Source organism: Stenotrophomonas sp. 2694, assembly GCF_040548715.1.
Classification (GTDB): Bacteria; Pseudomonadota; Gammaproteobacteria; order Xanthomonadales; family Xanthomonadaceae; genus Stenotrophomonas; species Stenotrophomonas indicatrix.
In genome coordinates this window covers 20,589-44,554 of record NZ_JBEPSG010000004.1, presented here as the reverse complement: position 1 = coordinate 44,554, position 23,966 = coordinate 20,589, and the positions used below count along the sequence as shown (strand labels likewise).

The following is a 23,966-nucleotide window of genomic DNA, read 5'->3' as shown; positions in this document are numbered from 1 at the left end:
TCCACGCGTGGCGTGGGTCTACCTCCATGCGTAGCCAGGATCTACCATCGGCGTCATGAGTCTGCGCAAACCTTTATGGCGACGCCTGCTGCGCGTGGCCGCGATCATCATCGCCGCCCTGCTTCTGCTGATGCTGTCCGGCCTGCTGCTGGCCGACCACCTGGCCCCGCAAGCGCGCGGCGAAGCGTCGCAGGTACTGCCGCTGCAACCTGCGCAGACGCCCATCGATCGGCAGATGATGCCCCTGCAGGCCGCCCATCCCGGGCAGTCTGGCGTAGCCTTCCTCAGCGATGGCATGGATGCGTTCGCTGCCCGCGCGATGGTCACCGAGCACGCCGGCCGCAGCCTGGACCTGCAGTACTACATCTGGCACGACGATCTGATCGGCCACTTGATGGCCAAGGCGCTGTACGACGCTGCCGAACGTGGCGTGCGCGTGCGCATCCTGCTTGATGACATGAATGCCAAGGACAAGGATGCGTTGATGATGGCGCTCGATGCGCATCCCAACATCGAGCTTCGCCTGTACAACCCGTTCCGCAACCGCAGCGGCTTGGCCCGCACGCTGGAGCTGGTGCAACGCGCCTTCAGCGTGAACCACCGCATGCACAACAAGAGCTGGATCGCCGATGGCCGCATCGCGATCGTGGGTGGCCGCAACATCGGCGAGGAATATTTCAGCGCGCGCAGCGACGTGAATTTCCAGGACCTGGACCTGGTGGTAGCCGGCCCGGCCGTGCAGCAGGCCAACCAGATCTTCGACGACTACTGGAACAGCGACGCAGCGATTCCGATCTCGGCGCTGGCAACCTATACCGATGCACAGCTGCGCCAGCTGGTGCGCCAGTCCGATCTGGACGCGCTGCATGCGCAGGCCCAACCGTACCTGCAGCGCGTGGCCGAGTCGCGCCAGCGCCAGCGTGCCAGCCCGGAGCCGCTGCACTGGAGCAGGCAGGTACGGATCGTGTCCGATCCACCGATGAAGCACCACGGCGATGCACACGACGACTGGCTGGTCACCGAGCTGGTCCAACAGCTGCAGTCGACACGCTACAAGGCACTGTTGATCTCGCCGTACTTCGTTCCCGGCAGCGAAGGGCTGGACGGACTTTCGGCGATGGCCGGACGCGGCGCCCAGGTCGGCGTGGTGACCAACTCGCTGGCGGCCAACGATGTGGCTGCCGTGCACGGTGGCTACATGGGCTACCGGGTGCCGCTGCTGAAGGCCGGCGTGCAGCTGTACGAACTGAAGGCGAACGGCCAGGCCGGTGACGGCAGCCTGTTCGGCAGCAGCGGCGCCAGCCTGCACACCAAGGCATTGCTGGTCGACGACCGGCGCGGGTTCGTCGGATCGTTCAACCTCGATCCGCGTTCGGCCTATCTCAACACCGAGATGGGCGTGCTGTTCGACGACCCGGTGCTGGGCGCACAGCTGCGCGCGGAATACCTGCGCTTGGCCAGCCCGGAACACAGCTGGTGGCTGGCACTGGGCGCTGATGACGAACTGCGCTGGCTGCAGCGCGAGCCGCCGCCGCACTGGGTCGATGCCGAGCCCGGCAGCAGCCTCGGCAAACGCTGGACGGCACGGGTGATCAGCTGGTTGCCGCTGGAATCCCAGCTGTAACGATCAGGGGGCGGCCCCCTCGCCATCGCCGTGCAGGCTTTCGTCCAGGGTTTCCACATTGCGCCCATGCAGGCGCCGCCAGATCCAGCGCAGCGCGTGTGGCGGCGCTGCCGGCAATTGTTCCAGCAAGGCCAGCATGCGGCCCTGGCTGGCATGCCCGTGCCGGCACAGCAGGCTGGCCGCCGCAGCGGCGCTGGCCAGGCGCAGGCTGTCGGCCAGCGGACCGTCTGCATCAGGCGCCAAGGCCTGATGCACCGGTTCGGGCAGTTCCCACGCTGCTGCCACCCGCTGCGCCAACGGCAGTGACCACTGCTGCAGCAACTGCAGGGCCAGCGCGGGCTCCACTTCTTCGCCACGCACCTGTGCTTCCTGCAGCAGTTGACGCATGACCAGCGCCGCGCCCAGGCCCTGCACCAGGCCCAGCCATTGCGCAGCGAAGGCATCGCCGAAGGTGACCGTGCGGGCGTGGTCGGCGGCCGCGCGCGACGCCAGCAGCGCGTGCTCCCATATGATCGAACTGAACTGCGGGAACACCTCGCACTGCACCTGCATCACCGGCTGCACCAGCACGGCGCTGATGATCTGCCGCACACCTTCGGTGCCGACCAGGGTCACCGCCCGCTGCAGGCTTTCCACGGGCCGCTCGTGCACCTTGTAGGCCGGGCTGTTGGCGATCCGCAGCAGGTTGCCGGTCAGCACCGGATCCTGGCCGATGATCGCCGCCATCACCCGCGCCGATGCAACGTCGTCATTGACCGTCTGGATCAGCTGCGGCAGCAGTTGCGGGCGCCGCGGCAGCTGCCGGGTAGCCCAGTCGCGGTCCTGCAGCGCGCGGTCCACCGCTTCGGCCAGACCCGATGCGCTGACCGCCGCCGGATCGCCTGCCAAGCGCGGATACAGGGCCAGCGCGTGCAGTCCGCGCTGCAGGTGGGCGGCGACCTCGGCCGCCGACAAGGCGTCGCCCTGCAGGCTCGCCGCCGCGGCCGCCACGGCCTGGCGGGGGGCTGCGGCCAGGCGTGCCGGGGCCTGCCCGGTCAGCTGCGATAGCCAACGGAGCACAGATCGCCACCACGCTGCGGTCATCGCCGCCCATCCTGTCGTTGTCCTGCTGCCACTGCCTGCCCCTGCGCCTTCATCACATCCGGCGACCTGCCGTCGTCGCAGCATCGGCCGCACTTTCATCTTCTTTAACCCGGGCGCGTCCGGCGTCGACGGCATATCCCGGGCGAATGGACTAGAATGGCGCCGCGCGACCCGTCCCCCTGTACCGACGACGTCGCTTTTTTTGTTTTCGGACCCTACCGTTCATTGGCAGTTCGCCGCAGTTCACCGCAGATCGCGCCATCGGAGACCCCATGCTATTCGAAACCCTCGCAACCACCGGCCACGAACAGGTGGTGTTCTGCCACAACCAGGATGCCGGCCTGCGGGCAATCATCGCCATCCACAACACCACCCTGGGCCCCGCCCTGGGCGGGGTGCGCATGCGCCCCTACGCCAGCACCGACGATGCGCTGGCCGATGTGCTGCGGCTGAGCCGCACGATGACCTACAAGAATGCACTGGCCGGTCTCAATGTCGGTGGCGGCAAGGCGGTGATCATCGGCGACCCCAAGGTCGACAAGACCGAAGTGCTGTTCCGCGCGTTCGGCCGCTATGTCGATTCGCTGGGTGGTCGCTACATCACGGCCGAGGACGTCGGCACCGACGTCAACGACATGGAGAACATCTACCTGGAGAGCCAGTTCGTCACCGGCGTGCACCAGGTCCATGGCGGCTCGGGAGATCCGGCGCCGTTCACCGCCTATGGCGCGCTGCAGGCGTTGATGGCCTCGATGCGCTTCAAGTTCGGCCATGAGGAAGTGGGCAAGACCAGCATCGCGGTGCAGGGCCTGGGCCATATCGGCATGGAACTGGTGAAGCTGCTGCGCGACCGTGGCGCCAAGCTGTATGTCACCGACCTGGACAGCGCGCTGGTGGATCGTGCAGTCAACGATTTCGGCGCCGAGGCAGTCAAGCCGGACGAGATCCACGAAGTGAACGCCGATGTGTTCGCGCCGTGCGCGCTGGAAGGCGCGATCAACGCCGACACGTTGCCGCGGATCAAGGCGAAGATCATCTGTGGCACCGCCAACAACCAGCTGTCCAGCTTGGAGATCGGCGACGAGCTGCATGCGCGCGGCATCCTGTATGCGCCTGACTACGCGGTCAACGCTGGTGGCGTGATGAACGTGTCGCTGGAAATCGACGGTTACAACCGCGAGCGCGCGATGCGGCTGATCCGCAGCATCTACCACAACCTGACGCGCATCTTCGAACTGTCGCAGCGCGAGAACATTGCCCCGCAGCGCGCGGCTGACCGGATCGCAGAAGCGCGCATCCTGTCGATCGGCAAGCTGAAGATGCCGCTGGGCCGCAGCACACCGCGCCTGGGCGACCTGCGCGGCGGCTGAGCGCCGCCCCCGGCAACCGGACGCGTGCCGACCGTGGGTCGGCACCGCCGGATGAACGCGCCGGGCAGCACGCCCGGCGCCATGATCAGAAACCGGTGCTGTAGCGCAGCGCCGCCTGACGTGCATCATCGCCACCCACGCGCTGGTCGATGCCCAGGCTCAGGCGGCCATTGCGGCCCCACCACGATTCCAGCGCCAGGCCGAACAAGGCACTGCCACGCGGTGCGTCAACACCGGCCAACGGCGCCCAGGCATCAACGCCGACGAAACTTGCCTGCCAGGCCTGCTCACCGCCATCCAGCCGTTGCTGCCATTCGGCATGGCCGCGCAGCGTCCAGCGCCCCCACTGCCGCTCACCCCGCAGGCCCGCCAGCATCTGGCTGCGCTGTGCACGCGACGCCTCACCGCGCAGGCCGAAGCCGAAGCCGCCCTGCTCGCTGAAGCCATCGGTATCCAGGCGGGTGCTGCTTGCCCCCAGGTACGGTGTCAACGACGCACCGATGCGCCCGAAACGGTAGCCGCCTTCAACGCTGGCACTGCTGAAACGTCCGCCGTAGCGCGCGGACACACCGTAGGCACCGGCACCCAGCAGCAACTGGCGATCCAGTTCCCGGGTGAACTGGCCGGTGCCGAACTGGGCCAGCGCATAGCCACGCCCCAGGCTCCAGCCGGCATACAGCTGCGCCTGCGCCTGGCGGTCACGCCCACGGTCACCACTGAAGTTGCTGCCACCATTGCTGCGGGTTTCGCCAAAGGCCATGCCCAGCAGGCCGTTGCTGCCCAGTGCCACGTCCTGGCCGGCCATCCAGCCCTGGCTGTCGGCGGCGTTGCCGGCAAAGCTGCCCTGCCCGGCTTCACCCAGCGCGCTCTGCCAGGCGCCACGCAGTTTCGGCGCAGCCTGCACGCGGTCGAAGCGCTCGGCAACCGCGCGGCGCGACATGTCCACGCTGTCGAAGGTCGACGCTTCAGCGCGCGCATGCGCTTGTCCGGACAGGCTCTCCAGGCTCGCCGACAGGCCATCGGTTCCGCCAGACGTACGCTGCAGCGCGCCTGCGGCCACGCCGAACGCCGAGCCCTGCAGATCCGCATTGCGGTCCAGCGCGGTGAATGCCGACTGCACCCGCAGTGCCGATGCCTGTGCATTGGCGCCCAGGCCTGATGCGGCTGCCGAAACGTTGACCTGGGTCAGGTCCATCCACGCGTCGTTGCTGCCATAGCCGTACTGCGCCTGCAGCAGGGTCAGGCCGTTGGCGCCGGTGTTGGCCACCGGCGTGGTGAACGTGCCGTTGATACCGCCGTTGGCATGGACCAGACCCTGGCGGCTGCCGACCTGCGGCACGTAACCGGACACGATGCCATCGACCACCACGCCACCGGCCAGGCGTGCGGTGCCGGTCACCTGCAGCGCGTTTACCCCCAGCGCGACGATCAGCTGCGCATCCGGCCGCTGGCTGTAATTTCCTTCGATGGTCGCGGTGGTGTTGGCGTTGACCAGCACCACGCTGGCGCCGTTGTCGACGTTGCCGATCACCCGCGGCGTGCCGGGCATGAACTGCAGGCCGGCCATCGAGGCCCCGCCGGAACCGGAGACGCTCACGTTGGAACGGATCACGGCGCCACCGCGCAGGGCCAGGGTGCCGCGCTCGATGCGGGTCGCACCGCTGTAGCTGTTGTTGCCGCTCAGCTCCAGCCGGCCATCGCCGCGCTTGATCAGGCCGCCAGCGCCGGCGATGTCGTTGCTCCAGATCGAGCCCGAAGAGGCCGCGTCGACATTGACCGTGGCATCGCCCCAGTCGAAGCGGCCGGGACCGTTCACCGCCTTGCCGACGTTGAGCATGCCGTAGCCGTAGATGGGATCGACGCCCGGCGCACCGATGTCGGTGGCGGTGCCGAGCAGGGTCTGCCGCACCAGGTCGTTGTCGAAGTAGGGATAGCGCTGCCAGACCAGCGCCGCAGCACCGGAGATCAGCGGCGCGGCGAAGGACGTACCGTAGTTCCACAGGTACTTGCCGGTACCCGGCTCCGGGAACACCGCGCTGCCGGGAGCGGTCAGGCAATAGCGCGCGGCGTCGCCACAGGCATTGGCCCACGGCGCACGTTCACCGGGCTTGTTCGGATCGATCGCAGTAGCTACCAGCCAGCCTTTTTCCAGATCCGCTGCCGGCAGCGATCCACCGAAGCCACGCTGGCTGGGCAGCGCGGCCACGCTGCTGGGCTGGTCGCGCCCTTCGTTGCCTGCGGCGAACACCACCAGGCCACCGTGATTGATGATGAAGGGGCGATATTCGCCCGCGACCTGCGCTGTGGTGCCGAGGTCGGTCCAGTACAGGCCGCCCCAGGAATTGTTCATCACCTTCACGCCGTAGTTGATCAGGTCCTGGTGGACCCCGGCCACGCCCAGCGTGCCGCTGAAGGAGTTGCCCCTGCCACTGCCGTCATCCTTGGGCGTGGTGTCGGAAATGATGCGTGCCGAGACGATCTCCGCACCCTGTGCGATGCCGCCGGGCCAGCCCCCCACCGGTACACCGGCCGCCAGGCTGGCGACGGCCGTGCCATGGCCGAGCACGTCATCGACGTTGAGATTGTTGCGGCTCGGGTCGATGTAGTTGAGGTTGGCCACCACCCGTCCGTTCAGCGCCTCGGCACTGCGCAGCACGCCCGAATCGACGATGCCGATGCGCACGCCGCGACCGGTCGCGCCGGTGGCCTGTGCGGCACGCGCGTTGGTCTGTGCCAGATGCGCATCCACGGCCGGCTCCAGCGGTCTGGCAGCGGGAGGCGGGGTGACCGGGGGCGTGACCGGAGGCGTGGTCGGGGGCGGGTCGATGCGCACGTTGCTGCCGCCGCCTCCACCGCCACACGCCGTCAGCGCCACCGCCAGCGCCGATGCCAGGACCGACCTTCCCATCGTCTTACGTTCCATCGTTTCCTTCCCATGAACGTTGGCCTGCCGCCATCCGGGCAGGCATCCAGTACTGCCCAGCGGCAGTCTTCGCCGACCCTCTATACTGGGCCGACCCCCACGCAGTCTGCCGGGAAACGGCGCCGTATCCAACGCCCGTCGTCTCCTTTCCGAACATTGCTCACGCATCAACGAGATTGCCATGTCCAACATCGTCATCGCCGCCGCCAAGCGCACCGCCATCGGCTCCTTCCTCGGCCAGTTCAACGGCGTTCCGACCCCGACCCTCGGCGCGGCCGCCATCGCCGCCGCGCTGGAACAGTCGGGCGTGCCTGCCAGCGACGTCTCCGAAGTCCTGATGGGCTGCGTGCTGCCGGCCAATCTCGGCCAGGCCCCTGCCCGCCAGGCAGCGATCGCCGCCGGTATTCCGCTGTCGGTCGGCGCCACCACCCTCAACAAGGTCTGCGGTTCGGGCATGAAGGCCATCATGCTCGGGCATGACCTGATCAAGGCCGGTTCGGCCAAGGTCGTGGTCGCCGGCGGCATGGAGTCGATGTCCAACGCGCCGCACCTGTTGCCCAATTCGCGCACCGGCAACCGTTTCGGCAACTTCCAGGCGGTGGACCACATGGCCCACGACGGCCTGGTCAATGCCTATGACGGCAAGGCCATGGGCGAGTTCGCCGAATGCGCCGTGGACAAGTACCAGTTCACCCGCGAAGAGCAGGACGCCTACTCCATCGAATCGGTCAAGCGCGCACAGGCAGCCCAGGCCAACGGCGCCTTCGCCGACGAGATCGTTGCGGTGAAGGTCGCCACCCGCAAGGGTGAAGTCGAGGTCGCCAGCGACGAACAGCCCGGTCGTTCGGACATTGCCAAGATCCCGACCCTGCGCCCGGCCTTCAAGAAGGACGGCAGCGTGACCGCCGCCAGTTCCTCCAGCATCTCCGACGGCGCTGCCGCCGTGGTCCTGCTGACCGAAGAAGATGCTGCCGCACGCGGCCTGCAGCCGCTGGCGCGCATCGTCGGCCATGCCACCCATTCGCAGGAGCCGGAGTGGTTCACCACCGCTCCGATCGGTGCCATCCACACCCTGCTGGCGAAGACCGGCTGGTCGCTGGACCAGGTCGATCTGTTCGAAGTCAACGAGGCCTTCGCCGTGGTGGCGATGGCACCGATGCGCGAACTGGGCATCCCGCACGACAAGCTCAACGTGAATGGCGGTGCCTGCGCGCTGGGCCATCCGATCGGCGCCTCCGGCGCACGCCTGGTGGTCACCCTGGTCAACGCATTGCGCACGCGCGGCGGCAAGCGCGGCATTGCCACCCTGTGCATCGGCGGCGGCGAAGCGACGGCTATCGCCATCGAGTTGATCTGAAAGGGTTTAACGTCTATTTCGCAAAAATGAATGCGGGATCGCTTGACACCCAATCTTGGCTTGTCATCATGTTGTCGGCGCGCAGCATGCGCGTTGCCTAATTCTAACGACGAGGATTTACACAATGAGCATCAACAAGCTGCTGGTCGCGATGTCCCTGGCTCTGGCCCTGGCCGCCTGCTCGAAGCAGGAAGCTGCCCAGGACGCCGCTGCTTCGGCCAACCAGGCCGCCACCGAAGCCCAGGCTGCTGCCGACCAGGCCGCCGCTGCTGGCGCCCAGACCGCCGACGCTGCCCAGCAGGCCGCTGACACCGCCGCCACCGCTGCTGACGCTTCGGTCGACGCCGCTGCCCAGGCTGCTGGCGCTGCCACCGACGCCGCTGCTGGCGAAGCCAAGGACGCCGCCAAGGCTGCCGAAGCTACCGCTGAGCAGGCCAAGGACGCTGCTGAAGAAGCCAAGAAGTAATAACTTCTTTCTTCAAGCTGTTCTGAAGAAGCCGCTGGTTCGCCAGCGGCTTTTTCTTTGCGCGCAGTTCCGTGCGCAGGTCACCACCAGGTCTTCACAACGGTATGAATAGGCTGGCGTCCCCATCCATTGCAGTACCGGAGACCGCCATGAAGATCCGTCCGCTGACCACTACCCTGCTGGCCGCCTCCCTGCTGCTCGCACTGGCTGCCTGCAAGGGGCCGGAAGCCGAACAGGCCAAGCAGGATGCCGCGCAGGCCGCCGACAGCGCCGGCGTCGCCGCACGCGATGCCGTCGACAAGGCCGCTGCCGCCACCCGCGACGCTGCCGACAAGACTGCTGCCGCCTCTGAACAGGCTGCCGCCGATACCCAGCAGGCGCTGGACAGCGCCGCAGCCGCGACCGCCACCGCCGCCGACAAGGCCAAGGTCGCAGCCACCGATGCCGCCGCCCACGCCAGCGACGCCACGGCCGATGCCGCGCAGAAGGTTGCCGACAAGGCCCGCGATGTTGCTGACGACGCCAAGGCCACTGCCGCCAAGGAAGAAGCCAAGCACTAAGGCCTTCGCGTTCGTCGGGCATCGCCCGGCGCAACCGGAAAAGCCGCGGCATCGCCGCGGCTTTTCTGCTTTTCGCTTCTTCTGTTGATTCGGTGCTGGGCGCGCACGGAAGCCGTCCAGGGCCGCGCTCCTGCGCCGCCCACCATGAGGGGCCTCGCCGTTGGCCGTCACCTACGGCAGCGCACGCGCCAGCATCGCCGCCACATCCAACCCCGCCGGCAGCGTGCCGAACGCCAACCCATGCTCGCCGTGCAACCGGCTGCGGATGAACGCTTCGGCCATCGGACTGCGGGCACGCAGCAACAGCGCCGCCTGCAGCAGCAAGGCAGTGCGTTCGCAGAACACCCGTGCCTGTGCCTCCTCCGGCGCCGCCGCATCGCGCCACTGCTGCAGTGCCGACGCATAACGCGCATCACGATCGGCCACCGCCTCCAGTTCACCGTGCAGCGCCGCCAGCACCTCCGGCTCGCGCGCCAGCGCGCGCAGCACATCCAGGCACTGGATGTTGCCGCTGCCTTCCCAGATCGAATTCAACGGTGCCTGCCGGTACAGCCGCGGCAACATCGATTCCTCCACGTAGCCGGCACCGCCCAGGCATTCCTGCGCTTCGTTGACGAACGCAGGTGCGCGCTTGCATATCCAGTACTTGCCCAAGGCCGTACCCAGCCGCGCGAGCGCGGCCTCGGCCGGATCGCTGCCAGCGCGATCGACCGCGCGTGCGATGCGCATCGCCAGCACCGTGGCCGCTTCCGATTCCAGCGCCAGATCGGCCAGCACGTTGCCCATCAGCGGATGGTCCAACAGTGGCTTGCCGAAGGTGCGCCGATGCCGCGCGTGATGCAGCGCCTGCGCCAGCGCCATGCGCATTTCCGCCGCAGCGCCCAGCATGCAGTCCAGCCGGGTCATCATCACCATGCCGATGATGGTGGCCACCCCGCGTCCCTCCTCGCCCACACGCCAGGCCTGTGCGCCACAGAACTCCACTTCGCTGGATGCGTTGGCCCAGTCGCCCAGCTTGTCCTTCAAGCGCATCAGGCGGAATGCATTGCGATCACCGTCGGCCAGGCGCCGTGGCATCAGCAGGCAGGTCAATCCGGCCGGCGCCTGCGCCAGTACCAGGAAGCCATCGCACATGGGTGCGGAGAAAAACCATTTGTGGCCGATCAGCCGATAGCGCTCGCCGTCGATGGGTTCGGCGCGGGTGGTGTTGGCGCGCACATCCGAACCGCCCTGCTTCTCGGTCATGCCCATGCCCAGGGTGATGCCGGCCTTGTCGGCCACTGGCACATCGCGCGGGTCGTATACCGGTGCGGCGGCCTTGCGCGACCACTCGGCCAGATGCGGCTGCCCGCGCAGCACGGCTACCGCGGCGTGGGTCATGGTCAACGGGCAGCTGGTGCCGGCCTCGGCCTGGTGGTGCAGGTAGCTCAGCGCAGCGCGCGCGACATGCGCGCCGGGCTGCGGCTCGTGCCAGGACAACCCTGCCACGCCATGTTCCTTGGCCGTCTGCATCAACTGGTGATACGCCGGATGGAATTCCACGGTATCGATGCGATGGCCCTGTGCATCATGGGTACGCAGGCGTGGGCGATCGCGGTTGGCGTCGAAGCCGATGCGGTACAGCTCGTCGCCGGCCAGTCCTCCGTACGCCGCCAACCGCGGTGCGAACGCCGCCGCGCCCTCGCGCTGCACGGCCTCCATCAATGCGATGTCGTCGGTCCACAGCTGCCGGCCGGCAAACGGCGGCGGCTGGTTGAGCACCACATGGGTTTCGTAGGGGGCGCTGCTGTTGAAGCTCGGTCCACTCATCGGTTCCTTCCCCGCCGGCAAGAGGTGTGCGGTCCGATTGTGCCGTATCGCCCGGCAACCCCGCGTTCAGGCCGATTCTCGCCACGTGCACGACCGGACCGCCACAGTGACGGCATGGCAGGCAAAGACGATCTGGTAGTACTGCGGCCGGAAGGGCTGTACTGCGCGGCAGGCGATTTCCATATCGATCCCTGGCGGCCGGTACCGCGCGCGGTCATCACCCATGGCCATGGCGACCATGCGCGTCCGGGCATGGGCGAGTACCACTGCAGCACCGGCAGCGTGCCGATTCTGCGCTGGCGCCTGGGCGATGTGCCGCTGCACGCGCATGCCGAGGGCGTGCCGTTCGCGCTGGGCCGGGTGCAGGTATCGCTGCATCCCGCCGGCCACGTGCTCGGCTCGTCGCAGGTGCGCATCGACGATGGTGAGCAGGTCTGGGTGGCGTCGGGCGACTACAAGCGCCAGCCCGACCCGACCTGCACTGCATTCGAAGTGGTGCCCTGCGATACCTTCATCACCGAGGCGACTTTTGCGCTGCCGATCTACCGCTGGCCCGATACCCGTGCCGTGGCGGCCGAGATCGCCGCCTGGCGCCGCGAGTGCGCGCAGCGGGGCGAAGCGGCAGTGCTGCTCTGCTATGCGCTGGGCAAGGCGCAACGCGTGCTTGCCGAGCTGCGTGCGGTGGATGACCAGCCTGCCTGGCTGCATGGCGCCATCGCCAACGGCGTGGCCGTCTATCGCCAGGCCGGTGTGCCCATACTCGACACGCTCACCGTTGCCGAACAGGGGCGTCAGCCCGATGCGGCCGGCCAGCTGATCCTGGCCCCACCCTCGGCCGCCGGTACGCCGTGGCTGCGCCGGTTCGGCCGTCACCAGCTCGGTTTCGCCTCGGGCTGGATGCAGTTGCGCGGCAACCGCCGCCGGCGCAACGTCGACCGTGGCTTTGTGATCTCCGACCATGCCGATTGGCCAGCGCTGCTGCAGACCATCACCCAGACCGGCGCGCAGCGGGTCATTGCCACCCACGGCAACACCGATGCGTTGATTCCGTACCTGCGCGAACGCGGCGTTGCCGCCGAAGCGTTCCGCACCGATTTCGGAGGCGAGGAATGAAGGCCTTCGCCGCGCTGTACCAGCGGCTGGATCGCAGCACGGCGACGCTGGACAAGCGCGCGGCGTTGATCGATTACTTCCAGCACGCACGCCCGCATGACGCAGCGTGGGCGCTGTACCTGCTCAGCGGCGGCAAAGTGGGCGGCGCGCGGCGGAAGATTGCCGGCAGCGGCGAATTGCGGGCGTGGATCGCCGACGAATCCGGCCTGCCCCCCTGGCTGGTCGAAGACAGCTACGCGCAGGTCGGCGACCTTGCTGAAACGCTTACCCTGCTGCTGGATGATCCGGCCACCGAAGCCGAGGATCGGCCTCTGGCCGACTGGATCGAACAACACCTGCTTGCCGTTGCCAACCAGCCGGAGCCGGTGCGTCGTGCCGCCGTAGTCGACGGCTGGCGACAGCTGGCATCGGCCGAACGCCTGGTCTTCAACAAGCTGCTGACCGGCGCGCTGCGCGTTGGTGTGTCGCAGCGCGTGGTGCAGCAGGCGTTGGCCGAGTGGTCCGGGCTGGATATCGCCCGTATCGCCCAGCGCATGCTCGGCGACTGGGTGCCCTCCCCCGGCCTGCTTACCACCTTGCTGTCTGCCGAAGAACTGCCGACCGATCGTCAGCAGCCCTACCCGTTCTTCCTCGCTTCGCCGCTGGAAGGCGAGCCTACCGAGCGGCTGGGCGACATCAGCCACTGGCTGCTGGAATGGAAGTGGGATGGCATCCGCCTGCAGTTGCTGCGGCGCCAGGGCGAGGTGGCGTTGTGGTCGCGCGGCGAAGAACGGCTGGACGGTCGCTTCCCGGAGATCGAGCAGGCGGCAGCGTCTCTGCCCGATGGCTGCGTGCTCGATGGCGAGCTGCTGGCATGGGACGACGCCGACAATCTGCCGCGTGCATTCACCGCCCTGCAGACCCGCATCCAGCGCCGCAAACCCGGCGCCGCCACCCTGCGCAACACGCCGGTACGCGTGCTCGCCTACGATCTGCTTGAGCGCGACGGCGAGGACCTGCGTGCACTGCCGCTGCAGCAGCGACGCGTGCAGTTGGCCGAGGTGATCGGCACGCTCGGCGATCCGCGCATCCAGCTGTCGCCTGAGGTGCCAGCCGACGATTGGCAGCATGCCGCGCAGCTGCGCGAAGCATCGCGCGAGCGTGGCGTGGAAGGGCTGATGCTCAAGCGTCGTGATTCGGTCTACCAGTCCGGGCGTCGCCGTGGCGACTGGTGGAAGTGGAAGGTCGAACCGCTGACGATCGATGCAGTGTTGCTGTACGCGCAGGCAGGCCATGGTCGGCGCAGCACGCTGTACACCGACTACACCTTCGGCGTCTGGGACGGCGAAACACTGGTTCCAGTAGCCAAGGCCTATTCCGGTCTGGACGACAAGGAAATCCTCGCCCTCGACCGCTGGATACGTGCACACACGCGTGAACGCTTCGGCCCGGTGCGCAGCGTAAGTGCCGAACAGGTGTTCGAACTTGGTTTCGAAGCAGTCAACCGCAGCGCGCGCCACAAGTCCGGCATCGCCGTACGCTTTCCACGCATCCTGCGCTGGCGCCACGACAAGCCAGCTGCCGAAGCCGACCACCTGGCCCAGTTGCAGGCGCTGGCGCGATGAAGCGCAGCGATGCGCTGCAGCGCCTGCACGAGTGGTTCGGCAGCCGCGGCTGGCGCCCCCTGCCCTTCCAGCGCGCGATGTGGCGTCACTATCTGGCGGGCGAATCGGGCCTGCTGCACACCCCAACCGGCAGCGGCAAAACTCTTGCCATGTTCGGCGGCCCCTTGTTGCAGGCGATGCTCGACCCGCCCCCCGTACCGCGTCGCGCCAGCGCGGTACGCCCGCTGCAGGTGCTGTGGGTAACGCCGCTGCGTGCACTGGCCAGCGATACCGCACGTGCGCTGCAGGCACCGATCGACGGCCTGGGCCTGGGCTGGCGCGTGGGGCTGCGCAGCGGCGATGCCAGCAACCGCGACCGGCGCCTGGCCCGCGAAGGTCGCATCGACGTGCTGGTCACCACGCCGGAGTCGCTGGCGCTGCTGCTCAGCTATCCCGACACCCTTGAGCGCATGCGCCAACTGCGCTGCGTGGTGGTGGACGAATGGCACGAACTGCTGGGCAACAAGCGCGGCGTGCTGCTGCAGTTGAATCTGGCGCTGCTGCGTGATGCAGCGCCGGCGATGCAGCTGTGGGGGCTGTCGGCCACATTGGGCAACCTGCCACAGGCACGCGACGTACTGCTGCCACACCGTCCACAGGAAACAATCGTGGAAGGTGCACGGCAGCGGCCGGTGACGATCCGCAGCCTGCTGCCCGAACCCGGCGAACGCTTTCCATGGGCCGGGCATCTTGGCCTTTCCCAGCTTCCGCGCGTGCTCGACGCGCTGTTCCGTGCACGCAGCAGCCTGCTCTTCACCAATACCCGTGCGCAGGCGGAACTGTGGCACCAGGCCCTCGCAGCCGTGTGGCCGGAAGATGCCGGCACGCTCGCCCTGCACCATGGATCATTGGATCCCACGCTGCGACAGCAGGTCGAGGACGGACTGCGTGCGGGCACGCTGCGGTGCGTGGTGGCCACTTCCAGCCTGGATCTGGGCGTGGACTTTCCGGAAGTGGACCAGGTGCTGCAGCTGGGCAGCCCGAAGGGCGTGGCGCGCCTGCGCCAGCGCGCAGGGCGTGCGCGCCATCGGCCCGGTGCCAGCGGCCAGATACTGTGCATTCCCAGCCATGCGCTGGAACTGGCCGAGTACGCGGCGGCCCGGCACGCGTTGCATGACGGGGTGATCGAAGCGCGACGTCCTCCCACGTTGTCGCTGGACGTATTGGCCCAGCACGCCGTCAGCCGCGCGCTGGCGGGCGGCTTCAACGCCGATGCACTGCTGGAACAGGTCCGTGGCACGCATGCCTTCGCCGCGCTGGAGGACGCACAGTGGAATGCGGTGATCGATTTCATCGTGCAGGGCGGACGTGCATTGTCCCGGTACCCGGAGTTCCATAAGGTGGTACGCGATGCCGACGGCGTGTACCGCATGCCCGATCGCCGCCAGGCGCTGCGCCATCGGCTGTCGATCGGCACCATCAGCAGCGACGGCAGCGTGCGCGTACAGTTCCTGCGTGGCGGCAGCCTGGGCGCGGTGGAAGAGCAGTTCGCCAGCCGCCTGCGCCGCGGCGACCGTTTCCAGTTTGCGGGGCGGCTGCTGGAGCTGGTGCAGCTGCGCGACATGACCGCGTTCGTGCGCGTGGCGCGCGGTGGTGGTGATGGCGTGGTACCGCGCTGGCAGGGCGGTCAACTGCCACTGTCGATGCCGCTGGGCCGCGAACTGGAAAAGGTGCTGTCAGGCGCCGACCAGAGCGCGGAGTCGCGGTGGCTTGCGCCGCTGCTGGCATTGCAGTCGCAGCTGTCTGCGGCGCCATCGCCCGACCACCTGCTGGTGGAAGACGTGCGCCGACGCGAAGGCCAGTTCCTGTTCGTCTATCCCTTTGCGGGCCGCCATGTGCACGAAGCGCTGGCCGCGCTGCTGGCCCTTCGCTGCACCCGTCGGCAACGCAACAGCATCGGCTATGCAGTGAATGACCATGGCCTGGTGCTCGCTCCGGCAACGCCGGTGGATCTGCAGGAACAGGACTGGCGGGCAATGCTGGATGCTGCAGGTTTGCTGCAGGACCTGCGCGAAGCGGTGAACCTGGGCGAACTGGCGCGCCGCCAGTTCCGCGGCATCGCGCGCGTGGCGGGCCTGCTGGTGCCCAGCCTGCCGGGTGGCATGCCACGCTCGCTGCGCCAGCTGCAGGCTTCCGCCGGACTGCTGCATGACGTGCTGCGCGAGCACGACCCTGAGCATCTGCTGCTGGCATTGGCCGAGCAGGAAGTACTGCACGACAGCCTCGACCTGCCCGGGTTGCAGCAGGTGCTGGCACGCATCACCACACGTTCGTTGTCCCTGCAGCGGCCCTCATCACTGACCCCGCTGGCATTTCCCTTGTGGGCCGAACGCCTGCGTGGGCAGTTCAGCAATGAAGACTGGCGCACGCGCGTGCAGCGTGCCGCGCAGCAGCTGGAGCGCCGCCATGGCCGCTGATCTTCCGCTGCAGCTGGGAGGTGAGTCGATGCTGCTGCTCGGCGGCCGGGCGCTGCTGTGGCCGGCGCAGCGCGCGTTGTTGATCGCCGACCTGCACCTGGGCAAGGCGGACGTGTTCCGGCGTGCGGGAATCGCCCTGCCGTCGGGCGGCACCGGCAATGACCTGCAGCGCGTGCAGGACCTGGTGGCCATGCACCAGTGCCAGCAACTATGGATCCTCGGCGACGTCCTGCACGGCCCGGCGCATCGCGCGGCCTGGTATCAGCAATGGCTTGGCTGGCGCGAACATCACGCTGCGCTGGAGATCCACGTGGTGCGCGGCAATCACGACCGGGATCTGCCGAAGGCGGCGCTGCAGGTGCAGATGCATGACGACGCGCGATGGGGACCGTTCCTGCTGCGGCACGAGCCGCTGGCCGATGCCTCCGCGCACGTGCTGGCGGGCCATGTGCATCCGCAGGTTGCGTTGCCGGCACTGCGTCGGCGCTTCCCCGCGTTCTGGCTGCGCCAGGGCGTGACCATCCTGCCGGCATTCTCGGCATTCACCGCCGGTGTGGTGCCTGTACTGGCGCCGGGCGAACAGCTGCTCGCCTGTGTGGAAGACAGCGTAGTGCCGCTACCGGTTCGCTGACGCGTCGAGACCTGCGCGGGATTACGACGGGCGGGCGGCGATTCCGTGCATCAGGCTGAAATCCTGCGTCGCCTCGTCGGCGTGGCGCGGCAGTGCCTGTATCGCCATCAGCATTTCCTGTGCGCAGGCGCGGATATGGCCGTGGCTTTCCGGTGATGCGTGGCTGATCAGACTGCCGACATGAAACTCGAACACATCTTCCAGTACGTCGGGCTGGTCCTCGTGCAGCATCCGCAGCAGACCGCGCAGCTTGCAGATTTCCGATTCCAGCTTCTCGACCGCGAACAACATGGCATCCTCCTCGTGCATCGTGCGGCGCATCCGGGCCGCAACAGGCAACGACGGCGGCGCCACCCGGGCCACGCGATGATCCATCACGAAAAGGAAAGCGGGCGACGCGGCTGCCGCGTGCTCATCTCTTGTCGCACATACGGGGTGAGGCAATCGTTAAATGCCGTAACGAAAGGCTTCACGCGGTGGCCGGCATTTCCACGCCCTGTAGCGGCAGGGGCGCAGCGGCAAGCGCCTGGATGAATGCCGGATCGAGCGGCAACGCGCCCAGCCATCCGTGCTGGGTGCCGCTGAGCACGCGCAGCATGTGCCCACGCCCGCCAGGCAGTCGTCCCATCGGTCCCAACAGCACATCGCGCGCCTTTGCCCACGCATCGCGATCGGACTGGAACAGCGGCGTCAGCCAGCGGCTCCAGCGTTGATAGACCGCCACATGCGCACGTCGTTGCGCCTGGTAGGCCTGCAATGCCGGTTCGCCACCACCGTGGGTGCGTAACGCGTCGCGCAGTGCCAGTGCATCCAGCAGCGCCATGTTCACGCCCTGCCCCAGCTGCGGGCTCATCGCATGTGCTGCATCGCCTGCCAGCACCAGCCGCCCCTGATGCCAACGCTTCATCACGGCATCGCGGTACACCGCACGCGCCAGCTGACCGGCGTCGCGCAGATGGGCGAAGCGCGCGCCCGCCTGTGGCCACAGCGCATGCAGTTCTTCCAGCCACGGCGCCATGCCGTCGCCCTGCCAGCGGTCGAAATCCGCACGCGGCAGGCTCCAGAAGAAGCTCAGGCGAGGCGTGTCGTCACCGGGTCGGGTGCCCACCGGCAGCAGGCCGATCATCTTGCGCGCGGCGACGTAGCGCTGCCGCAGCTGCTGCATGTGTGGCCAGTCTTCGGCCGGCAACAGGCACCACAGCGCGCCCCACGGGTACACCCGGTCCAGCGCCGCGCCACCGTCGACGGCGTTGCGCAGCGTGGAGGCGGCGCCGTCGGCGGCAACCACCAGATCGAACGGTCCGTGCGTGCGACCGTCGCTGTCGCGCAGCCGCCCCTGCTGGTGATCGACCTCGACGATGGTCGTGCCCACGTGCAGCTCGCCGGCGCCTTCACGCGCCTGGTCCAGCACCGAGAACAACGCCCCGCGCTGCATGCCCATGCCGTGCAGTCGCGCATCCAGGCCGTCATAGCCCATGTCCATCACCGCGCGCTCGCACGGCGTATCGCCATACAGCCGTCGCACCGGCATGGCGTAGCCACGCACGGCCTCAAGCAGGCCCATCTGCCACAGCACCTGCAGTCCGCTGGGCTGCAGCAGGAATCCCGCACCCACCGGCCCGGGGGTCGGCACGCGTTCGAAGATCTCCACCTCGTGGCCATCACGGGTGAGCAGGATGGCCAATGCCTGGCCAGCGGTGCCGTATCCAATCACGGCGATGCGCAGTCGTTCCGTCATGCCTGCATTGTGCCATCGGCGCAGGGGCGGTACATCAGCTGCCCCCTCTTCCGAGCAGATGTGCATCGGGCTCCGCCACCACTGCCGGCTCTCCTGCGAATGTCCCCCGGCAGCCTCTGCGCGGCTGCCTCCTCCTTTACTTCGCAGGAGAGCCGGCAATGGTGGCAGCGCTCAGCTTTCATGGCATCTGTTGGCGCGCGCGATTCCGCAACGGGAGCGCCTGTCCTTGCGTGCGAAGTAAAGGAGGAGGCGATGGCCGCAGGCCGGCGCCGGGTGACATTCGCACGCAAGGACAGGCGCTCCCGCCGCAAGAGCATCTTCACGGCCAGCAAAAAAAACCCCGCCGAAGCGGGGTTTTCAACGCACTATCGAGTGGATCACTCGGCCGGAACGATGTTCGAGGCCTGGGCGCCCTTCGGGCCCTGGGTCACGTCGTAGGTGACCTTCTGGCCTTCCTGCAGACTGCGGAAGCCCTTGGAGTTGATCGCGGAGAAGTGCGCGAAGACGTCGGCGCTGCCGTCCTCCGGCGAGATGAAGCCAAATCCCTTGGCGTCGTTGAACCACTTGACGGTACCGTTCGGCATGGTGATGCGTGACCTTATGCAATGAATGGGTGGTGTACGCTGAACCCGCGCACAAGCTGAGTATGCAAAGCTTGTTACGCGAAGACAATCACCCCCGCGCCAATTCGCCGACCAGTTCCGGAAGTCCGTTGCTGGCGGCCTGCACATTGGCGAGCACTTCGGCCATGGTGATCTCCTCACCATCACCGCACCCAGCGGCCCAGTTGGCAACGATCGCCAGGCAGGCGTAATCCAGCCCCAGCTCACGCGCCAGCGCCGCTTCGGGCATACCGGTCATGCCGACCAGATCGCAGCCATCGCGGCGCATGCGCGCGATCTCGGCGATGGTTTCCAGCCGCGGGCCCTGGGTCGCGCCATAGCAGCCGCCATCGTGGACCTTCACACCGGTCACCTTCGCCGCCGCCAGGATCTTGCTGCGCAGCATCGGCGTATACGGATGGCCGAAGTCGACGTGCACCACGTCGGTGCCCTCTTCTTCGCAGATCGTGCTGATGCGGCCCCAGGTGTAATCGATTACCTGATCCGGGCAGGCCAGCACGCGCGGCCCGAAATCGTCACCGATGCCACCGACCGTGTTCAGCGCCAGCACCCGCTGCGCGCCGATCTGCTGCAGCGCGGCCAGGTTGGCCCGGTAGTTGATCTTGTGCGGCGGCAGCGAATGGCCTTCACCATGGCGTGCAAGGAAGGCCACGCGATGACCGAGCAATGTCCCGACCCGCACCGGGCCGGACGGCTTGCCGAAGCGGGTGTCGACTTCGTGGGTCTGCACGTCGTCAAGCTTGGCCAGGTTGTAGACACCGGTACCGCCAATCACGGCCAGGGCGATCTGTTGCATGGAAAGCACTCCAGAGAAAAAAGAACGCCGGCACCCGAGGATGCCGGCGGCGGGAAACGCAGGCCGCAGGCGGCCGCGTTGTTATTCCTTCATCGCGTAGATGGCCGGCACGCAGCGCAGGGTTTCGTTGACGTCCATGCCGAAACCGAACACGTAGCGATCCGGCAGCTCGATGCCGGCATAGTCGGCGGTGACGTCCGGCAGCGCGCGATCGTGCTTCTTCACGGTCATCGCGGCAATGCGCACGTCGGTCGCGCCCTGCTCCAGGCACCAGGTACGCACGCCCTGCAGGGTGTAACCCTCGTCGAGGATGTCATCGACCAGCAGCACGCGGCGGCCGAACAGCGCCGTGGCCGGCTTGTGCTTCCACACCAGGTCGCCGCCGGTGGTCTCACCGCGGTAACGGGTGGCGTGCAGGTAATCGAACTGCACGTCCTGGCCACGCGCGCCCAGCTCCAGTGCCAGCTGGCCGGCGAACGGCAGCGCACCGTGCATGATCGACAGGAACAGCGGCACCTCGCCCTGGTAGTCGCGCGCAATGGCGTCGGCGATGCCGGCAATGGCCTTGTCGATGGTGGGGCGGTCGACCAGCAGGTCGGCTTGGGCCAGGGCCTGGGAAATGGTGAGGTTCGGCATCAGACGGTTCTTCCAAGGGTTTGCAGCAGACGGGATTGGGTGTCGCCATGGCGGGCATCGGCCAGCAGGCCATCCCAGCCAAGCGCGCCGCGGCCGAGCAGGCCCAGCAGCGCAGCGGTATTGAGGGAGCGTCCCTGCACCGCGTGCAGGGCTTCATCGACCAGCTCCGGGTGGCAGACCAGCACTACATCGCAGCCGGCATCCAGGTGTGCGTGCACGCGTGCCGGCACGCCACCGGCGCTGTGCGAGGCGGCCATGCCGATGTCATCGGAGAACACCACGCCGCGGAAGCCGAGCTCGCCACGCAGGATCTGCTGGATCCAGCGCGGCGAGTAACCAGCGGGTTCCGGTGCGACCTGCGGGTAGATCACGTGCGCCATCATCACCGCATCGGCGCCGGCGGCGATACCGGCCGTGAACGGGACCAGATCCTGTGCGCGCAGTTCATCCAGCGCACGCGGATCGATCGCGGTATCCACGTGGGTGTCTTCCAGCACGGTGCCATGGCCGGGGAAATGCTTGAGGGTGGCGGCCATGCCGACCGCATGCATGCCGCGTACGTAGGCGGCGGTGAACGCGGCCACGACCTGCGGGTCTTCACTGAAGGCACGATTGCCGATGGCGCGATTGCCACGGCCGAGGTCGACCACCGGGGCGAAGCTCAGGTCCACGCCGCTGGCACGGACCTCACTGGCCATCAGCCAGGCGTGCTGCTCGGCCAATGCCAGCGCAGCGTCGGGATCCCTGGCGTACTGGACACCGATGTCCTGCAGCGGCGGCAGTTCGCTGAAGCCCTCACGGAAGCGCTGCACGCGACCGCCTTCCTGGTCCACGCAGATCAACTGCGGGCGCGGTGCGGCAGCGCGGATCGCCGCGGACAGTTCGGTCACCTGCTGCCGCGAAGCGAAGTTGCGCTTGAACAGCACCACCCCGGCCACAGCATCGTGCTGCAGCCACTCACGTTCCTGGGCGGTCAGTTCAGTACCGGCAACGCCGATCAGCAGCATGGTCGATCTCCACAACGGGCGCCCGCATGGCGCAGTGCCGCATTGTCGCAGAACCGGCCAACAGGCGCAGTGGTCAAAAAGGGGGACGGAGGGGATCAAGGCGCAATCGACCCACTGGTGCCGGATGGGACTCACCCCCCTCCGTCCCCTTCTGCGGGTCGGTCAGACCTTGCAGCCGTCCGCGCCGCAGGCGTCGTCGCCGCCTTCCGGGGCACCCTCCGCGCCCTGCCCTGCCGCCTGCTCGGCGGCGATCTGGCGCAGCGCGTTGGCGAAGGCTTCCGGGGGCTGGGCTCCGGAAACCGCCCAGCGGCCATCGATGACGAAGGTGGGCACCGAGGAGATACCCAGTGCGTGGGCCTGCGCCAGACTCGCTTCCACTTCGGCCAGGCCACGATCGCCGGCCAGCATCTGCTGGATCTCGTCTGCGGCAAGGCCACCGGCGGCGCCGGCCTCGACCAGCACCGCCGGGTCGGCCAGATTCTGTCCATGCTCGAAATGGGCGCGGAACAGCGCCTCACCGACGGCCTCCTGCACGCCGTGCTGGCCAGCCAGCCACAACAGGCGATGCGCCGGCAGCGTGGTTACCCGCACCTGGCCCTGGCTGAAGTCCATCGGCAGGCCCTCGGCCCGCGCAGCGGTCTGGGTCTGGCCCAGAATCTGCTCGGTGCGCTCGGCACCGCCGAACTTGCGCACATAGGCCTCGCGCAGTGGCACCGGGGTGGCGTCCGCATCGGGGTCAAGCTGGAACGGCTGCCAGTGGATCTCGAGTTCGGGCGCATCGGCGCCCAGCAACTGCACACCCTGCTGGAAGCGATGCTTGCCGATCCAGCACCAGGGGCAGACCACGTCGGAGTAGATGTCGATTCTCATCCCCCCGACATGGGGGCCGACACCCTCGAAAAAAGGGGACGGAGGGTTTCACCACTGTGAATAGGGGCGGCTGGCCAGAGCGACGTTGTAATAGCGGGCGTCGTCGGTCACTTCGGCGCCGATCCAGTCCGGCAGGTCGATGACCTGGTCGGCGCTGTCCAGCTCGACTTCGGCGACCACCAGGCCGGCGTTGTCGCCGAGGAACTCGTCCACTTCCCAGGTCAGGCCGGCGTACTCGACCAGATGCCGGCGCTTGTCGATCAGGCCGCCGACGCACAGCGCCAGCAGGTCGCGCGCATCCTGCACCGGAATCGGGTAGTCGAACTCCTGCCGGGTATGGCCCAGGGTGCGCGACTTCAGGTTCAGCGCGGCCTTGTCGCCTTCAATGCGGACCCGCACCGAGGCGTTCTGGCTGCCGCGGTCGAGTGCGCCCAGATCGTTGATGTAGCCCTGCGCCATCGGGATGACCCGGTGCGCGGCAGTGCGCCACCCATCATGGGTGACGAGGAATTTGCGTTCGATTTCGATGCCCATGGGCACAGTATGCGGCTCACGCCAGACGCTGCCTATCGGCGCGGCGACGGGCAGGACTACACTGCGCGGCCCCCAACCATGGAATGGTCGCTCATGACGCTTTCCCATCGCCTTCGTCGCTGTCTTGCCCTGTCGGCGCTGCTGCCGTGCGCCGTTGCCAGCGCCGGATCGGCGACCGTACCTTCGCTGCAGCAGGCACAGGCTGCGATGGACCGGATGTTCGACCAGGCCGTTGCCGATCGCCCCGCCAGCGACAGCAGTCGCCTGGTTGCCGAGACGTTCCGGCCCCGTCTGCAGACCCTGGACAGCTGTGCCCCCGCCGAGGCCGGCGACGCCGTCGATTGCATCGCCACCGCCAGCGCAGGCATCAACTCGCGACCACAGCTGCTGCGGCTGGCGCTGGTGGATGGCGCGTGGACACTGCCTGACCAGCGCAATGTGCCCGTACCGGCACCGCCCCGCGAAAGAGTGCAGGTGCTGCTGCGGGAACGGATCGCCGGACAGGCGCAGCAGCAGGCCGACCCAGCCCTGCGCGCACGCTTCGAACAGGCTGCCGGCACCCTGCAGGTGCAGGACGTGAGGAACTGCGAGGTCGCCAGCGACAGGGCCGCCATCGAATGCACCGTGCGCGCAGGCGACGGCAGCGAGCACGGCGAGCAGTCCATGGCCTTCGTGCGCGTGGACGGCCAGTGGCAGAACGCACCGGCCGACTGACCGCATTGCCTGCCTGCAAGCGGCAAGGCAGGCGCCGGGCAGCCCCCGGCGC

Annotated in this window: 21 protein-coding genes; 10 read left to right on the top strand and 11 right to left on the bottom strand. The window is 67.9% G+C overall.

What is annotated here, in order from left to right; translation table 11 throughout:
* Window positions 1–55: 55 nt before the first annotated feature.
* Window positions 56–1,624: a phospholipase D family protein gene (locus ABIA73_RS06715; RefSeq protein WP_354275573.1), complete on the top strand. Its 1,569-nt coding sequence runs from the start codon at window positions 56–58 to the stop codon at window positions 1,622–1,624.
* Between the two features lie 3 nt (window positions 1,625–1,627).
* On the opposite strand, the gene ABIA73_RS06710 is transcribed toward ABIA73_RS06715, so the two are convergent.
* Window positions 1,628–2,707, bottom strand: coding sequence for an HDOD domain-containing protein (locus tag ABIA73_RS06710; RefSeq protein ID WP_354275572.1), 1,080 nt, complete (start codon window positions 2,705–2,707; stop codon window positions 1,628–1,630).
* A 272-nt stretch (window positions 2,708–2,979) separates the two neighbouring features.
* On the opposite strand from ABIA73_RS06710, the gene ABIA73_RS06705 reads away from it, so the two are divergent.
* On the top strand, window positions 2,980–4,077 hold the full coding sequence (locus ABIA73_RS06705; RefSeq protein ID WP_025879167.1) for a Glu/Leu/Phe/Val dehydrogenase dimerization domain-containing protein: 1,098 nt from the start codon (window positions 2,980–2,982) through the stop codon (window positions 4,075–4,077).
* 85 nt (window positions 4,078–4,162) lie between these two features.
* Here the strand turns inward: ABIA73_RS06705 and ABIA73_RS06700 are convergent, their stop codons facing one another.
* Window positions 4,163–7,000 (bottom strand): S8 family serine peptidase, encoded by a 2,838-nt coding sequence (locus ABIA73_RS06700; protein WP_354275571.1) that lies wholly within the window; start codon window positions 6,998–7,000, stop codon window positions 4,163–4,165.
* 181 nt (window positions 7,001–7,181) lie between these two features.
* Between ABIA73_RS06700 and ABIA73_RS06695 the strand changes: the two genes are divergently transcribed.
* From ABIA73_RS06695 to ABIA73_RS06685, 3 genes are all read left to right on the top strand, one after another.
* Window positions 7,182–8,357, top strand: coding sequence for a thiolase family protein (locus ABIA73_RS06695; RefSeq protein ID WP_025879169.1), 1,176 nt, complete (start codon window positions 7,182–7,184; stop codon window positions 8,355–8,357).
* A gap of 124 nt (window positions 8,358–8,481) precedes the next feature.
* Window positions 8,482–8,823, top strand: a complete 342-nt coding sequence (locus tag ABIA73_RS06690) for a hypothetical protein (RefSeq protein WP_025879170.1) — start codon at window positions 8,482–8,484, stop codon at window positions 8,821–8,823.
* A 149-nt stretch (window positions 8,824–8,972) separates the two neighbouring features.
* On the top strand, window positions 8,973–9,383 hold the full coding sequence (locus tag ABIA73_RS06685; RefSeq protein ID WP_025879171.1) for a hypothetical protein: 411 nt from the start codon (window positions 8,973–8,975) through the stop codon (window positions 9,381–9,383).
* A 171-nt stretch (window positions 9,384–9,554) separates the two neighbouring features.
* Here the strand turns inward: ABIA73_RS06685 and ABIA73_RS06680 are convergent, their stop codons facing one another.
* Complete coding sequence (locus ABIA73_RS06680; RefSeq protein ID WP_033831727.1) at window positions 9,555–11,192, bottom strand: acyl-CoA dehydrogenase family protein; 1,638 nt, start codon at window positions 11,190–11,192, stop codon at window positions 9,555–9,557.
* 114 nt (window positions 11,193–11,306) lie between these two features.
* Between ABIA73_RS06680 and ABIA73_RS06675 the strand changes: the two genes are divergently transcribed.
* The 4 genes from ABIA73_RS06675 to pdeM are packed head-to-tail and all read left to right on the top strand — an operon-like array spanning window position 11,307 to window position 16,996.
* A complete protein-coding gene (locus ABIA73_RS06675; RefSeq protein WP_218787821.1) occupies window positions 11,307–12,305 on the top strand; it encodes a ligase-associated DNA damage response exonuclease in 999 nt (332 codons plus the stop codon).
* Entirely contained in the window at window positions 12,302–13,909 is a 1,608-nt protein-coding gene (locus ABIA73_RS06670; RefSeq protein WP_218787822.1) for an ATP-dependent DNA ligase, read from the top strand. Before ABIA73_RS06675 ends, ABIA73_RS06670 begins: the two co-directional genes overlap by 4 nt.
* Complete coding sequence (locus tag ABIA73_RS06665) at window positions 13,906–16,365, top strand: ligase-associated DNA damage response DEXH box helicase (protein WP_218787823.1); 2,460 nt, start codon at window positions 13,906–13,908, stop codon at window positions 16,363–16,365. The genes ABIA73_RS06670 and ABIA73_RS06665 overlap by 4 nt, the downstream gene beginning before the upstream one ends.
* Window positions 16,355–16,996: a ligase-associated DNA damage response endonuclease PdeM gene (gene pdeM / locus ABIA73_RS06660; protein WP_218787824.1), complete on the top strand. Its 642-nt coding sequence runs from the start codon at window positions 16,355–16,357 to the stop codon at window positions 16,994–16,996. The genes ABIA73_RS06665 and pdeM overlap by 11 nt, the downstream gene beginning before the upstream one ends.
* Before the next feature lie 21 nt (window positions 16,997–17,017).
* On the opposite strand, the gene ABIA73_RS06655 is transcribed toward pdeM, so the two are convergent.
* The 8 genes from ABIA73_RS06655 to ABIA73_RS06620 form a co-directional block, all read right to left on the bottom strand.
* Window positions 17,018–17,287, bottom strand: a complete 270-nt coding sequence (locus ABIA73_RS06655; RefSeq protein WP_025879177.1) for a hypothetical protein — start codon at window positions 17,285–17,287, stop codon at window positions 17,018–17,020.
* A 178-nt stretch (window positions 17,288–17,465) separates the two neighbouring features.
* The gene (locus tag ABIA73_RS06650) at window positions 17,466–18,734 is read right to left on the bottom strand and encodes an FAD-dependent oxidoreductase (protein ID WP_033831732.1); all 1,269 of its coding nucleotides are present in this window, start codon (window positions 18,732–18,734) and stop codon (window positions 17,466–17,468) included.
* A 377-nt stretch (window positions 18,735–19,111) separates the two neighbouring features.
* The gene (gene cspE, locus ABIA73_RS06645) at window positions 19,112–19,318 is read right to left on the bottom strand and encodes a transcription antiterminator/RNA stability regulator CspE (protein WP_019183439.1); all 207 of its coding nucleotides are present in this window, start codon (window positions 19,316–19,318) and stop codon (window positions 19,112–19,114) included.
* An 88-nt stretch (window positions 19,319–19,406) separates the two neighbouring features.
* Entirely contained in the window at window positions 19,407–20,153 is a 747-nt protein-coding gene (locus tag ABIA73_RS06640; RefSeq protein WP_025879179.1) for an S-methyl-5'-thioinosine phosphorylase, read from the bottom strand.
* An 81-nt stretch (window positions 20,154–20,234) separates the two neighbouring features.
* A complete protein-coding gene (locus ABIA73_RS06635) occupies window positions 20,235–20,789 on the bottom strand; it encodes a hypoxanthine-guanine phosphoribosyltransferase (RefSeq protein ID WP_025879180.1) in 555 nt (184 codons plus the stop codon).
* Window positions 20,789–21,796, bottom strand: coding sequence for a beta-N-acetylhexosaminidase (gene nagZ / locus ABIA73_RS06630; protein ID WP_025879181.1), 1,008 nt, complete (start codon window positions 21,794–21,796; stop codon window positions 20,789–20,791). The genes ABIA73_RS06635 and nagZ overlap by 1 nt, the downstream gene beginning before the upstream one ends.
* 162 nt (window positions 21,797–21,958) lie before the next feature.
* On the bottom strand, window positions 21,959–22,666 hold the full coding sequence (locus ABIA73_RS06625; RefSeq protein WP_059064777.1) for a DsbA family oxidoreductase: 708 nt from the start codon (window positions 22,664–22,666) through the stop codon (window positions 21,959–21,961).
* A 48-nt stretch (window positions 22,667–22,714) separates the two neighbouring features.
* Window positions 22,715–23,200, bottom strand: coding sequence for a CYTH domain-containing protein (locus tag ABIA73_RS06620; RefSeq protein ID WP_059064778.1), 486 nt, complete (start codon window positions 23,198–23,200; stop codon window positions 22,715–22,717).
* A gap of 93 nt (window positions 23,201–23,293) precedes the next feature.
* On the opposite strand from ABIA73_RS06620, the gene ABIA73_RS06615 reads away from it, so the two are divergent.
* Entirely contained in the window at window positions 23,294–23,914 is a 621-nt protein-coding gene (locus ABIA73_RS06615; protein WP_059064779.1) for a hypothetical protein, read from the top strand.
* Window positions 23,915–23,966 lie beyond the last annotated feature (52 nt).